Source organism: Bradyrhizobium sp. NAS80.1 (assembly GCF_001908205.1).
Classification (GTDB): Bacteria; Pseudomonadota; Alphaproteobacteria; order Rhizobiales; family Xanthobacteraceae; genus Bradyrhizobium.
In genome coordinates, this window is record NZ_LGHL01000049.1 from 36,274 (window position 1) to 49,302 (window position 13,029).

At 61.3% G+C, this 13,029-nt stretch carries 14 protein-coding genes and 1 pseudogene; 8 read left to right on the forward strand and 7 right to left on the reverse strand.

Annotated features, from left to right (window positions below):
* Window positions 1-24: 24 nt before the first annotated feature.
* From AC629_RS13120 to AC629_RS13145, 6 genes are all read left to right on the forward strand, one after another.
* Window positions 25-441, forward strand: coding sequence for a hypothetical protein (locus tag AC629_RS13120; RefSeq protein WP_084805172.1), 417 nt, complete (start codon window positions 25-27; stop codon window positions 439-441).
* The gene (locus AC629_RS13125; protein ID WP_084805173.1) at window positions 441-1,109 is read left to right on the forward strand and encodes an OmpA family protein; all 669 of its coding nucleotides are present in this window, start codon (window positions 441-443) and stop codon (window positions 1,107-1,109) included. Before AC629_RS13120 ends, AC629_RS13125 begins: the two co-directional genes overlap by 1 nt.
* A gap of 155 nt (window positions 1,110-1,264) precedes the next feature.
* Window positions 1,265-1,801 carry an Mpo1 family 2-hydroxy fatty acid dioxygenase gene (locus tag AC629_RS13130; RefSeq protein WP_084805174.1) on the forward strand — a complete coding sequence of 179 codons (537 nt, stop codon included), beginning with the start codon at window positions 1,265-1,267 and terminating at the stop codon, window positions 1,799-1,801.
* A gap of 30 nt (window positions 1,802-1,831) precedes the next feature.
* Window positions 1,832-2,863 (forward strand): NAD-dependent epimerase/dehydratase family protein, encoded by a 1,032-nt coding sequence (locus AC629_RS13135; protein ID WP_084805175.1) that lies wholly within the window; start codon window positions 1,832-1,834, stop codon window positions 2,861-2,863.
* A gap of 31 nt (window positions 2,864-2,894) precedes the next feature.
* Window positions 2,895-3,521 (forward strand): methyltransferase family protein, encoded by a 627-nt coding sequence (locus AC629_RS13140; RefSeq protein ID WP_084805176.1) that lies wholly within the window; start codon window positions 2,895-2,897, stop codon window positions 3,519-3,521.
* 327 nt (window positions 3,522-3,848) lie between these two features.
* Complete coding sequence (locus AC629_RS13145; protein WP_084805186.1) at window positions 3,849-5,633, forward strand: adenylate/guanylate cyclase domain-containing protein; 1,785 nt, start codon at window positions 3,849-3,851, stop codon at window positions 5,631-5,633.
* Between the two features lie 802 nt (window positions 5,634-6,435).
* Here AC629_RS13145 and AC629_RS50545 read toward each other — a convergent pair.
* The 3 genes from AC629_RS50545 to AC629_RS13160 all read right to left on the reverse strand — a co-directional run bounded on the left by AC629_RS50545 (window position 6,436) and on the right by AC629_RS13160 (window position 7,939).
* Window positions 6,436-6,630 carry a DUF2934 domain-containing protein gene (locus AC629_RS50545; protein WP_143199101.1) on the reverse strand — a complete coding sequence of 65 codons (195 nt, stop codon included), beginning with the start codon at window positions 6,628-6,630 and terminating at the stop codon, window positions 6,436-6,438.
* A gap of 215 nt (window positions 6,631-6,845) precedes the next feature.
* Window positions 6,846-7,052: a hypothetical protein gene (locus AC629_RS13155; RefSeq protein ID WP_084805178.1), complete on the reverse strand. Its 207-nt coding sequence runs from the start codon at window positions 7,050-7,052 to the stop codon at window positions 6,846-6,848.
* A 326-nt stretch (window positions 7,053-7,378) separates the two neighbouring features.
* Complete coding sequence (locus AC629_RS13160; RefSeq protein WP_245331841.1) at window positions 7,379-7,939, reverse strand: hypothetical protein; 561 nt, start codon at window positions 7,937-7,939, stop codon at window positions 7,379-7,381.
* A gap of 250 nt (window positions 7,940-8,189) precedes the next feature.
* Between AC629_RS13160 and AC629_RS13165 the strand changes: the two genes are divergently transcribed.
* Window positions 8,190-9,494 (forward strand): PQQ-dependent sugar dehydrogenase, encoded by a 1,305-nt coding sequence (locus tag AC629_RS13165; protein ID WP_084805179.1) that lies wholly within the window; start codon window positions 8,190-8,192, stop codon window positions 9,492-9,494.
* 65 nt (window positions 9,495-9,559) lie between these two features.
* On the opposite strand, the gene AC629_RS13170 is transcribed toward AC629_RS13165, so the two are convergent.
* The 3 genes from AC629_RS13170 to AC629_RS13180 form a co-directional block, all read right to left on the reverse strand.
* Window positions 9,560-10,108, reverse strand: a complete 549-nt coding sequence (locus tag AC629_RS13170) for a hypothetical protein (RefSeq protein ID WP_084805188.1) — start codon at window positions 10,106-10,108, stop codon at window positions 9,560-9,562.
* Window positions 10,109-10,471: 363 nt separating this feature from the next.
* Window positions 10,472-11,329, reverse strand: a complete 858-nt coding sequence (locus AC629_RS13175) for a sigma-70 family RNA polymerase sigma factor (protein ID WP_084805180.1) — start codon at window positions 11,327-11,329, stop codon at window positions 10,472-10,474.
* Window positions 11,329-11,802, reverse strand: a complete 474-nt coding sequence (locus AC629_RS13180) for a carboxymuconolactone decarboxylase family protein (protein ID WP_084805181.1) — start codon at window positions 11,800-11,802, stop codon at window positions 11,329-11,331. The genes AC629_RS13175 and AC629_RS13180 overlap by 1 nt, the downstream gene beginning before the upstream one ends.
* Window positions 11,803-12,097: 295 nt before the next feature.
* Here AC629_RS13180 and AC629_RS48600 point away from each other — a divergent pair.
* Window positions 12,098-12,190: pseudogene (locus AC629_RS48600) on the forward strand (IS6 family transposase); the annotation flags it as partial.
* A gap of 66 nt (window positions 12,191-12,256) precedes the next feature.
* On the opposite strand, the gene AC629_RS13190 reads toward AC629_RS48600, so the two are convergent.
* Window positions 12,257-13,029 (reverse strand): TetR/AcrR family transcriptional regulator (locus AC629_RS13190; RefSeq protein WP_210419031.1); only part of this gene is annotated, 773 nt, incomplete at its 5' end.

Genomic DNA, 13,029 nt, shown 5'->3' on the forward strand with positions numbered 1-13,029 from the left:
AACTTCCCCGTATCAGATGCATCCATGGTCCGGGGCTCCGTCACACTGATCGTACTTGCATTGGGGATGCCGTCGTTTGCGACGGCGGAGACCATGAGCTTTGGCGATTCGATCGGGCTGCTGGCCAAGAGCTGCGGTGCGGAAATCGTCGCCAATTGCCGCGGCGTCAATCCGGACTCGACCCGGCTGAAGGAGTGCCTGTCGCGCAACCGCGACGTACTGTCCCAGCAATGCCAGAGCGACTATCTCGGCGCCTTCGACGCCATCCAGAAGCGCATTGCCGCGCGCGTCACGGTGGCGAACGCCTGCCAGCGCGAGATCGTCAAGGTCTGCGGCGGCTCGACCAAGGAGACCAGCAAGTCGATCCCCTGCCTGGTGTCGACGCCCAAGGGCATCAGCAATAACTGCCTGAAGGCCATCGACGACGCGGGGTATCGCTGATGCGCGCGAACAGGCTCTCCACCGCCGGAATCTGCATCGCGCTCGGCCTCACCCTGCTTTCAGGCGCGACAGGCGCGCAGACGGCGCCGACCCGTGACGACATCATCGGCCAGCTGAACCATTTCGAAGAAGCCGCCGAGGTCGACCTTCCCGCGCTGAAGCAGCAGGTGATGGAGCGCGCCAGGGCCAGGATCAAGAACGATCCCGGTCCGGTGAACCGGCCGCTGATCGCGCCCGATCTCGCCAAGCTGCCCGCCTTCAACGCGCAGATCCAGTTCGACGCCGACACGCCGATCATCCAGCCGGCCTCCTACCAGACCGTCGGCCGTATCGCGGACGCGCTGGTTCATTCCTCGCTGCTGCCCTACACGTTCCTGATCGTCGGCCATGTCGAATCCAATTCGAAGACGCGCGAGGCCAATGCCATCCTGAGCCAGCGCCGCGCCGACGCGATTCGTGACGTCCTGGTGAACACGTTCAAGATCTCGACCAAGCGGCTGCACCCGATCGGCCTCGGTGAAGAGCAGTTTCTCGACCGCGCCAAGCCGACCTCCGCCGTCAACGGCCAGCTGCAAATCCTGACCTTTGCCAAGCTGCCGGAGGAAGCGCCCGCGCGTCCGGCAGCGGCGCCTGCGCCTGCGGCGAAAAAGCCCGCCAGGAAGCATTGAGCGAGGGCGTATCAGCGCCTGACGGAACCCCTTGAAGTCGTGACCGTTTTGCGTCCTGTCTTGGACGCGGCAGCCATGCCCTGCGCGACACGCGCGCCGGTTTGTGCACTGCCCAATCCGGTGCTATAGCCTGATCTCGTCCTTTCCCCGACCCCATGCTGCATGAGACTGAGATGGCTGGTTATTTTCAACGCCAACTGGCCGACTACGTCGAGTATCATCGCGATCCCTGGAATTGCGCGATGCACGTCGTCGGCATCCTCCTGCTCTTCACCGGCGCCGTGCTGCCGCTGACACTCGTGCATTTTCCTGTATTCGGGATCGAGGTGAGCCTGGCGGTGATTCTGGCCCTGCCGGTGCTGGTCTACTGGCTGATGCTGGACGCCGGGATCGGGCTCGGCATCCTCGCCGCGATGATCGTGCTGCTTTGGGTCGCAACCGCAATCGGCAATCAGGTCTCGATCGCCATGATGTGGACGATTTTTGCCCTGCTGATCGGGTTTGGCGTCACGGCACAGGTCGTCGGCCACAAGGTTTTTGAGGAACGGCAGCCGTCGATGGTCGACCACCCCACCCATTTTCTGCTTGGTCCTATGTTTGTCATGGCAAAATTGTTCATCGCATTGGGCTTCCGTCGCGACCTTGCCGCGATTCTGTCGCCTCTTCCGACCAATTCCCTTTCAACCCGATAACTTCCAGACGCGGAACAGCAAACTTTCTTCATGGCTCTCGTACTGGTTACCGGTGGCAGTGGTTTCATCGGACATCACCTCGTAGAAGCGCTCCGCGCCCGCGGGCAGCGGGTACGCGTTCTGGATGTCCGTGCGCCGGCCGCGGCGAACGCGGACATTGAACATGTCCACGGCTCGGTGCTGGACGGCGCTGCGGTCGATGCGGCGATCGCGGGTGTCGATCAGGTCTATCACCTCGCCGGACTGCCCGGCATGTGGGTTGCCAACAAGCAGGACTTCCATGATGTCAACTGCCGCGGCACCGAGATCGTGCTCTCGGCGGCGATGAAGCGCGGCGTGTCGCGCTTTCTGCACTGCTCGACGGAATCGATCCTGTTCCCCTATTCCGACCTGGCCGGCGTTGCCGCCGAAGAGGCGCTGCAGCCGGCCGACGCGATGCCCGGCGCCTATACGCGGTCGAAGTCGCTCGCCGAGCATCACGCGGCGAAGGCCGCGGCCAGTGGCTTTCCGCTCGTGATCGGCACGCCGACCATGCCGATCGGTGCCGCCGACCACAATCTGACGCCACCGACCGCGATGCTCTGGTACTTCCTGCAGAAGAAGGTGCAGCCGCATCTCAACTTCCTGGTCAATCTCGTCGATGTTCGCGACGTCGCCATGGGCCTCGTGCTGACCATGGAGCGCGGTCGCATCGGCCAGCGCTACATCCTCGGCGGCGACTGTGTCCCGCTCGGCCACATCCTGCGGATGATGTCGGCGATGAGCGGCCGCCGGCAGTTTCCGGTCGTTGTGCCCGGCAAGATCGCCGAGCTCTCCGCGATCATGCTCGAACATATCTCCGATCGCATCACGCGCCGCCCGCCCAACGGCACCGCCGAGGGCGTACGCATTGCGCTGGCCGCAAGCGACCTCTCGATCGGTAAGGCACGCACCGAGCTCGGCTATTCGCCGCGCCCGATCGAGCCGGTCTTGCGCGAAACCATTACCCATCTTCTCACCCGCGGAGGCCAGCAGGCCTCCGGCGCCCTCGAACATCACGCGCTCTCCTCGCGCGCGAGCTGAGTTCTCCGCCCAACGCAAAGAACCTTTCCGCATGTCCTTCGATTTCAGCAAGCTTCTCTCTGTCGCCTGGGGTGGCTGGACCACGACCTGGCCGACGCAACTGCTCGCCCTGATCTGGCTCGCCTGGCTTGCAAGCTGGGTCGGCGCCTCGTTCTGGCAGGGCCGCACCCAGAAGCAGGTGTTGACGCTGGAGTCCGGCCGCTATCGCATCCCGATCCTCGTCGGCGGCATCCTGTTCACGCCCTGGACCGCGGAAGTGCTCGGCGAGAAGCCGCTTTGGGTGTTCAGCAATGCCGGCGTCTACATCGTGGCGCTGATCGTGCTCGCCGGCATCTCGTTCACCTGGTGGGGACGGCTGCATCTCGGAAAATTCTGGTCGAACACCATCACCCACAAAGAAGACCACCGCGTCATCGACACCGGCCCGTATGGCATCGTGCGTCATCCGATCTACACCGGCCTGATCGCCGGCATGCTGGCGACCGGCATTGCGGTCGGCACGGTGACCGCGATCCTCGGCGCGATCCTGATCTCGCTCGGCATGTGGCAGAAGGGCCGGATGGAAGAGGTGTTCCTCTCCAAGGAGCTCGGCGAAGACGCTTACGGTGCCTATTGCCGCCGTGTGCCGATGATCATCCCGTTCCTGTCGCCACGCTGAAGCGTCCCGAAGGCGCGGTCGCTGCCTTCCGCTTTCTCTGCACAACCTTACTGCTAGTCCCGTCATCCCCGCGCAGCCATTGTCGCTGGAGGTGCGAGGCCGGCGATGCGAATGCATCGTCGGTCGAGCCTCGAAGGATGCAAGCTGGGGCTTATAGGAGGCGGGGCGCACTTGGTGGTACCGATCCTGGGAGGGAAAATTCTTCCGAAAAGCGTCCTTTGCATCGATAAAGGCACACTATTTTTTTTGACCCCTTGCCTACCTGTCGGCATGATAGCCGTGCATTTGGCACGTCTCTGATCCGCCATGTGGGTTGGAATTTATGCCATGGAGCAGGATCGGCCCGTTCGGCTTGAGCGTAGGTTAGCGGCGATCATGGCCGCTGACGTTGCGGGCTATTCGCGGCTAATGCACCATGATGAAGAGGCCACGCACGCCAAGCTGATAACGCTGCTTGCGGACGCCGTCACGCCTGCGATCTCCGAACACGGCGGCCGTATCGTCAAGAATACCGGCGACGGGTTCATGGCAGAGTTTCCAAGTGCAGTTGAGGCGGTTCGGGCCGCGGCACAATTTCAGAATCGCATCAAAGAACTTACAGCCGCCGATGAGGAAGTCAGACGGATCGCTTTTCGTGTCGGCATCAATGTCGGCGACGTGATTGTCGAGCCGCATGACATCTTTGGCGACGGCGTAAACATTGCGGCACGGCTTGAGAGCATCGCAGAGCCCGGCGGCATCTGCATCTCGTCTTCCGCCTACGATCATGTCCGGGGGAAGGTCGGGGTTGAATTCGCCGATCTGGGCGTCCAAGACCTCAAAAACATCGCGCTTCCGGTCCGGGCCTATGCGGTGGTCCGGGATGGGCCTAGCTCGGCGACAGGGGCGCAGCGCGCGAAGCTCGACCATCCGTCTCCCCCTCGTCTTTCTATCGTCGTGCTGCCATTCGCCAATCTCAGCGGTGATCCCGAGCAAGACTATTTCGTCGATGGCGTGACCGACAGTTTGACCACTGACTTGTCGCGGATCAGCAGTTCGTTCGTGATCGGCCGCCATACGGCATTCACCTACAAGGGTAAAGCGGTTGACCTCAAGAAGGTCGGGCGAGAGTTGAACGTCCGCTACGTGCTCGAAGGCTCTGTGCAGCGGAGCGGCAAGCGGCTCCGGGTCAACGTACAGCTGATCGATGCCGAAACCGACAATCACCTTTGGGCCGAGCGGTTCGACAAGCCGGTCGCTGATCTCTTTGACGTGCAGGACGAAATCGTGGCGCGACTGGCGAACGCGCTGAATGCCGAAATGATTGCAGCTGAGGCGCGGCGAGCAGAACGCTCTGCAAATCCGGACGCGATGGACTTGAACTTTCAAGGTTATGCCTGGTCATACAGGGGCGTGGAGCACATGAGCGAGGCGCGTAGCTTTTTCGAACGCGCCTTGGCAATCGATCACGGAAGCGTCGGAGCATTGGTCGGCTTGGCAATCGTCGATCTAACAATCGGAGCTTCCCTGCTGGCTGATAACCGAGCCGCGTACCTTTCGGCAGCCGAAGCAAATGCGATCAAAGCCCTGTCATTGGCCCCGGACCACCCATCGGCCCACAGGATCTTGGGAGGGGTTTACATTTTTACGAACCGCGCCGCCCAAGGGATCGCCGAATGTGAGCGGGCATTAGAGCTTGATCGCAATTTGGTCGGTGCTCATAGCGCCATCGGTATCGCAAAGTTTTTCATGGGGCGCGCTGCTGAGACAGAAGGCCATATAGTCGAGGCTCTCCGTCTCTCCCCTCGCGATATCTTTGCCCACCGCTGGATGCATATTGCAGGCATGGCCAAGATACAGATCGGCGCAGATAAGGAAGCCGTCGCTTGGCTACGACGAAGCATTGAGGCCAATCGCAACTTTCCTGCCGCCCATTTTTGGCTCGCCGCAGCCTTGGGCTTGCTTGGCACATTTGATGAAGCGCGAAGCGCCGCAAAGGTGGGACTTGCGCTCGAACCAAGCTTTACCATCAGCCGCTTGCTTGTGAGCCAAGCGAGCGACAATACGAAATATCTCGCCGGACGAGAGCGGGTCTGTGAGGGCATGCGCCTAGCCGGGGTGCCAGAGGAGTGATGTCCGTAAACTGACGCTGCGGAGAAGCCTATTATGCAGGTGTCAAAGGTCGCCGCGTTGGCGCTGATTGCTAGCAGTCCGAGCCTACTGTCTGTATCTCGGGCGGGGGGCCGTCTCTGAATGCTCAATCTCAGGGACACTAGCGGATCGGGGCGAGAACTCGACGGCCGGCATTGACCTCACGTCCGGAGGAAGTTGCCAATTTCCAATCAAGATGCGCGGCACGGTGAGTGGCTCGGACATCTCTCAAAAGCCGTCACACGGCAAGCAGCGATTGCATCGATTGCATGGTGAACGCGTAAGCGCAGCCGCCCGATGTCTCGCGCCAATGGCAACACAATGAGAGGGACCATCGGAGCGACCGACGGTCCCAAAGCCTCAAAGGTTCTTCGTTGGCAAAGGCCTTGCCGTGTCTTGCCAAGTTTGGCTGCGAGCAGACTTGGCGGGCTGCTTGCAGGGTTGATGCTCGCTTTACGCTGGCCTTCTGGACCCTGGCCTCTTTGACGCTGGCCTTACGGACACTGGTCCCGTCGGACACTGGTTGCCATCGGCTCTGGTCACGTCGGCGCTCGTCGCTCTCGGCTCTGGATGGTGCGAGAAACCGGCTCGATCAACCAACGCCAATTGAACTGCCGACGCAACGAATAGTCTAGGTGTTGTTGTCTGTTCCTCTCGAAGAAATTTGGGTTAGCGAGGCTGCCAATTCCCGCATCGTTGGATGTATTTTCTAATGACAACCGGCATCCCGCCGACCAAATCGCGAACGGCGCACCTCCTCGCGCTGGAGTAGTCAACGCGAGTTCTACTTTTTCCGGGACCGCGCCCTTCTGGCGGGTTTTGTCACTGCAATGTCAGCCACGGCAGGGCTTGCGACTGACGCCGCGAGAATTTCGCATTGAGCATGCATCCAATGGACTTCCGCCTTTCCGTCGGGTTGACCATCGGCAACCCAGAGGTGGTAGGCGCGCTCACGAATTGCCTCTTCCAGATTTGGCATGGGATTTTCCTTGCGAATGATCCGTCCGGCCCCGGCCAAAAGACTTGCTCTCGTAGGGTTAATGAAATCTTAACGGGGCAGCGGAAGCCAAGCGTCGCGCGGGTGCGGCCCAAGACCGGCATCAAGCTCATGCTTACAGAGAGACGACCGGGCCGTGCACGGGCCGCCTCTTCGGGGAGCGCGGGGCCCGATTGACACCAGCACAGCGAAACTAGTCAGTCGATTGGCGCGAGCCCTTCGTTCCACCGCGCCGCAAGGTTCTTGATCTGCTCGAAATGCAGGATCGCCGGTTCACCCTCGCGGACGATTGTCGTCCGCTTGCGTTCCTTGGGTAGCAACGTCATCGCTCGCGATACTGCCGCGCGCAGTTTCATCGAGCCGTGATCTGTCAGGGTGACGAGTTCTTCCGGGTCAAAGGCCATGGGTCCACGCCTACGCTACCGGCTGGCCCGCAAGCCAGCACAAGCGCCCCGAATGCCCAATTCTCCAGATAGCCCAACATGGTTAATAGTTCGTTATCGTTTGGCTCTGTCATTTTGAGTTGGCGCGCCCGGGCAACCAAGGCGTGCTGTCCCGTAAGTAAAAAGAGCCTTTCGGGCTGCACCGGCCCTATTTGGGTCGAACCCCACCCCGCCCGATTCAAATGCTGAAAGAGGTGGCTACCGCCGGGCTCACAGCAGGGTGAGTTGCCCGCTCCGCGCGCCTGCCTGCGCGGTAGTATCCAGTGAGCCATTGCAGTCGCAATCGATCAGGCTACCGTTGCCAACCTGCCGTCGGCACGCGGGTTTGCGCAAAGCAGACGCTTGCGAATGGCCTCCTCAACGAGCGCGAGCGCTTCCTTGGCTTGTCGCGCCTCGGTTTCTGCAACTTCGGCGCGAAGCTCTACGGCCGTCAACTTATCTTTCTGAGCTTCAATGCAGCACTGGGCTTGCTCCAGCGCTCGGCAGGCATCTTGCAGCTTACGTTCGGTGGTGACGGTGAATTCATGCTGTGCCCGCTCGGCGGCCTCCGCTCGCGCTTCGGCCAGCCGCAATCTTTCCAACGCGCTCGTGCAAAGCGAATGGGCGCGGGCTTCGGTCTCGCGGGCGCGCTTCTCCATATCGCGGAAGACATCGGCCGCTTGATGTACCAGATCGAGGGCCGTTGCCCCCTTGTCCGGTGCCGGTGAGGGAAAGCTCAGGACGCCCTCATCCCCTCCAACTGTCGCTCTGGAACCACGCTGCGCCATCCAGATCAAGCTCATCGCGAACACACCTACACGAGCAGTATCATGAATAGCTACGGTTAACGGATGGTTAAACCGCTGCATGCCTGGAGATGTCGCGACGGCGCGCGCTGGGCATTGGCACGCAAAATCAGTCAGCAATGTCCTTTGGGCACGCCTAGCGTAGGAGCAGAGGCTCGCGCCGGCGGCTGGACCGACACATCGACCGCTAATCTTCCTCTCCATGCAAATTTGGTCGGCTGCCATTCCACGGGAATAGGCGTCGGTCGAGTTCCGCAACGGTTGACCTTTTTACCGCTACCCAGTTGGATGCGCGCGCAACGAGGGGCTTCTCATGAGTTTTTCCAGCATCTTTGCACAATTCGTCGCATTCGTCGGCGGCATCGCGCTGCAATGGCGAAAGCTGTCGGGCACCGAGCCCGCGGCGGCCTGGGGCCAGACGCCCGCCATTCCCGAAGCCAAGCCGCAAGGCGCAATCCCGACCTTGAAGATGCCGACGGCACGCGGCTGGAGCGAGGGCCAGAAGCCGACCGTCGCGCCCGGCCTCGAGGTCAACGCGTTCGCGACCGGCCTCGACCATCCGCGCTGGATCGAGGTGCTGCCCAACGGCGACGTGCTGATCGCGGAAGCGACGCAGATCGCAGGTCCCCCGCGCACCGTGTTTCACTATGCAATGCAGGCAACGATGCGGCGCGCCGCGGCGCTCGGCGTCAGTGCCAACCGCATCACGCTGCTCCGCGACAAGGACGGTGACGGCGTCGCCGAGTATCGCGGCGCCTTCATGGAAAACCTCAGCCAGCCGTTCGGCATGGCACTGGTCGGCGACACCTTCTATGTCGGCAACACCGACGGCGTGATGGCCTTTCCCTATGTCGCGAATGCCGACCGCATCGCCGCGCCGGGCAAGCGACTCACCACATTCAAGCCGAGCGGCCACTGGACACGCAGTCTGCTCGCAAGCCCCGACGGCAAGAAGCTCTATGCCGGCGTCGGCTCGCTGAGCAACATCGCCGAAATGGGCATGGAGGTCGAGGAAGGCCGCGCCGCGGTCTACGAGCTCGACCTCGTCGCCGGCACGCACCGCATCTTCGGGGCGGGCCTGCGCAATCCCGTCGGCCTCGCCTGGGAGCCAACTACGTCCGTGCTCTGGACCGTCGTCAACGAGCGCGACGGACTCGGCGACGAGACGCCACCGGACTATCTCACCTCGGTGCGCGACGGCGGCTTCTATGGCTGGCCCTATTGCTACTGGGGCAAGACGGTGGACGACCGCGTGCCGCAGGATCCGGCGATGGTCGCCAAGGCGCTCACGCCGGACTATGCGCTCGGCGGCCATACCGCTTCGCTCGGCCTGTGCTGGATGCCGGCGGGCACGCTGCCCGGCTTCCCCGACGGCATGGTGATCGGCCAGCACGGCTCGTGGAATCGCAGCAAGCTGTCCGGCTACAAACTGGTGTTCATCCCGTTCGAGAACGGCAAGCCCTCCGGCCCGGCGCGCGACATCCTCTCGGGCTTCCTGTCCCCGGACGAGAAGGAGTCCTACGGCCGCCCGGTTGGCGTCGTGATCGGCCCCGACAGGAAGTCGCTGCTGATGGCCGATGACGTCGGCAACGTGATCTGGCGCGTCACCGACGCCTAAGGCTTTAATTGACTTCGGTCGTGGAAGCAGACGTCGCCGGCTTGTAGCTGAGCCGGTGCCGGCTTTCAGGCTACGAGGGAGCCTACGGGCGACAACACCGTTCCGTCGACCGTTATGCGGCTGCAGGCCTTGCCGTGGCCAAGCGCATATTTGACGGTGGGATATATCCGCCCGGCCGCAACCGCGAAGGCAAGCGCAACCACCGCCCGCTTTCCCCACCTGGACTCAACCATCGCGCGGAAATCGTCCGCGACAGCGTCGTGCGCAAGTGTCGCCTTGGCAAAGCGATAGGCGAGCCGCGCGTCATCCGACATGGCCTTCTCGTCCCCGCTCACGATGGCACGCAGCACCGTAGGGTCAACCCCGCGCTCTTTTGCCAAGGTAACGCCGAGTTGGGTACAAGGCCCGCAATCCTCATGCATCGTCGCCGTGATGCCTGCTGCGGCCCAAGCAACGACCGGTATGTCGCGCTGATACTGTGCAATCGCCGCAGTTTTGTTGATAGCTCGCAAGGCGCCCAGATCCGCGTCGAGAATGTCGCGGAGATAGTCCGCATTGAAATCGAATTTTCGCTCAAAGGCGGCCAATTGCCGCCGGATCAGCCATTTCAGCATGAGAGTGTTCTCCATTGTTACACCAATCAAGACGAGGCAGATCCGGCAGATGTGACACGACGTCGAAAGAGTGCTCGCGGTCTCATCATGATATTCGACGCGCTTGAGGCTTCGCTGCCAGGCTCACTGAGCCCGGAACCTGGTGCGGTAATGAGCCAAAGCTCGCCCAAGCGGTCTCGACAACAGCGCCTCCAATGAAGGCCCCATGTCTGGACTTGATCGGAGAGGTTACGCAGCGGAACGTCTCGTCAGTTGCACAAGGTATGTCGACGCGACATCACAGGGGCGAACGCGGTTTGCTAGCGCCGTATCGGGAAGGTGGAGTTCTTCATGGTTCGATATCGCCCAAGGCTGGGCGGGAACCTAATGCAGATGCTTCAACTTGTCTGGGTTTCGTACCACATAGATTGCTGCGACCTTGCCATCCTCGATATCGAGTGCGGTCGTCTGAAGTTCGCCGTCGGCTTCCAGCGTAATGAATCCGGGCAATCCGTTGACAAATACGATACGAATTAGTTGCGAACCATTTACGCGGAACCAAGCCGCCACGCGTTCGTGAGCCTCCATGACAGCGTCGAAGCCGAACATCGGCGCCAAGGCTGCGGGACGCTTGCCGCCACCGTCGGCATGAAGACTGACATCGGCCGCTAGCATCGCACCGAGTGCCTTCATATCGCCGCTGCGCGAAGCGACGAAGAAAGCTTCGGCAATATCGAGGCCACGCTTTCTTTCCATATGGAAGCGAGGTCTCGCCTCACGGATGTGTTTGCGTGCGCGGGCAGCGAGTTGGCGGCACGCCGCCGGATCGCGCTCGATGGTCGCTGCGACCTCCTCGAATGCCAGCCCGAACACATCATGCAGCAGAAAGGCTGCCCGCTCGAGCGGAGAAAGACGTTCCAGCGCAAGCATCAACGGCAGGGTGACGTCTTCCTCTTTGTCCTCTTCCACAACGGGATCGGGAAGCCACGGGCCCACATAGGTCTCGCGCTGGCGCCGTGCCGATTTCAGCTGATCGAGACAGAGGCGCGTGACCGTGCGGCGCAGGAACGCCTCGGGCTCGCGCACTTCGTTGCGGTCGGCCCTCATCCAGCGGATGAAGGCCTCCTGCACCATATCCTCGGCGTCGGCTACGGAGCCTAGCATTCGATACGCAATCCGCATAAGCTTAGGGCGCAGCGGGTTGAAACCCGCCGCTGTATCCTCTGACTGCTCGTTCGGCATCAAGCAGCCGCCGCCTTGGCGTTGGCTCTTGCGACCGCTGGATCAACCCACAGTCCGAAACCAACCGCGAGGCGGTTCCATCCATTGACGACGTTGATCCTCAATGTGAGCATGACCTGCTCCTCCTCGGTGAAGTGAGCCTTGAGGGCTTCATAGGCACCCGCGTGCGAATGTCCTTCGGAGAGTCTCGTTAGGGCTTCGGTCCAGCCGAGCGCAGCGCGTTCACGGTCGGTATAACAAGGAGCCTCCTGCCATGCCGGCAACAGGTAAATGCGCTGTTCGGTTTCTCCGTTCGCATGTGCTCCCTCTGCATGCAGATTGATGCTGTTGGCGCAGCCGTTGATCTGGGAGGCGCGAAGCGTCACAAGTTGGGTGAGGCTCGCCTCGAGGCCGGTGGCAACGGCGACCGACATGGCGCTCCAACTCTTCATCAGCGCAGGGGCGGCGGCGAAGGGATCAATTTTGGTAGTCATGATCGGCTTCCTTCTGTTGGTTCCGATGTCATGACGAGGCAGGCGCTCCCAGTGTGACAAAGCCTCAAATTTTTCCGATGCTGGTTGCCCCCGAGGCAATGCTGACACGGTAGAATTCTGGTTCAGCGAGCGGCGCAATCTGGTTGCGGCCATCGGTTTTTACGCAATGCGCTCGAGCGCCATGGCCGGCCTGAGCGGATAGTGTTCGGTGGAAGTCAGACTAACCGTGAACCGATCCTATCGTGCGACATGCCCGGCCGGCTCGAACGACAGATCGAGGGGCTGTCTAAAGCGCATTCGCATCCGCCAAAGCGCCTATCTCAATGATTGGATTGAACAGGATCATCGGGCTATCAAGCGGCGGATCCAGCCCATGCTCGGGTTCAAGTGCTCGAGTGATTCCTTGCGGCATTGAGATGGACCACATGCATCTGGGCTTTCAGATGCTTGGTGTCTAACGCGGCTGCGCAGATTCATCGGATTTCCAGATGCCGAGCGCCTTCTCGGAAAAGTCCTGCCACGCCTTGAGGAATTTCTCGTCAGCCACATCGATTGCTTTTTCTCCCCAAAGGGACTCGAAGGCGCGGAACATGGCAAGGCTGCCGACAAGCACGGCAGCGACGGCGGAGGAATCGTCCACTTCTAGCTTCCCTTGTTCTCTCTGGCGCTCGAGCCACATCACCATACCTCGATAAGTGGCTTGCATGACGTTCTCGCGGACCCGCTGGTGCAGCTCAGGGAATTGCTCCAAGTCGCGCCAGAAGATCCGAAGCTCGGCGCGTCGTTCTGCCATCATTTCGAGCATCTTGCGGCCGATCCACGCTAGAGCTTCGCGCGGGGGCAGATCGAGTTCGGCCAATGTCGACTGGGCAAATTTGGCGGCCTCGACATAGTGATCGACGATGGCCTCCAGCAACGCCCTTTTTGACGGGAAATGCTTGTAGAGAGCGCCCGAATTGGGTGAGAGCCCGGCGGCCGCCTGGATGTCGGGAACAGATGTGCGCTCGTACCCCTTCTCCGCGAAGAGGCGCAGAGCTGCGCTGAATACTCTTTCGGCTGCTTTTGTTCGGGGCCCGTCGTTCATGTCCTTCTCCCGCTTAGCTGCAGCTTTTGCACGCGCAGCGTCCTCTTGAGTTTCTTCATACCCTAACCTATAGGAAAGTGAATACTCTCTCACCTCAGGCTTAATCATGCGCATCTTTCTCGCTGGAGCAACTGGAGCGATCG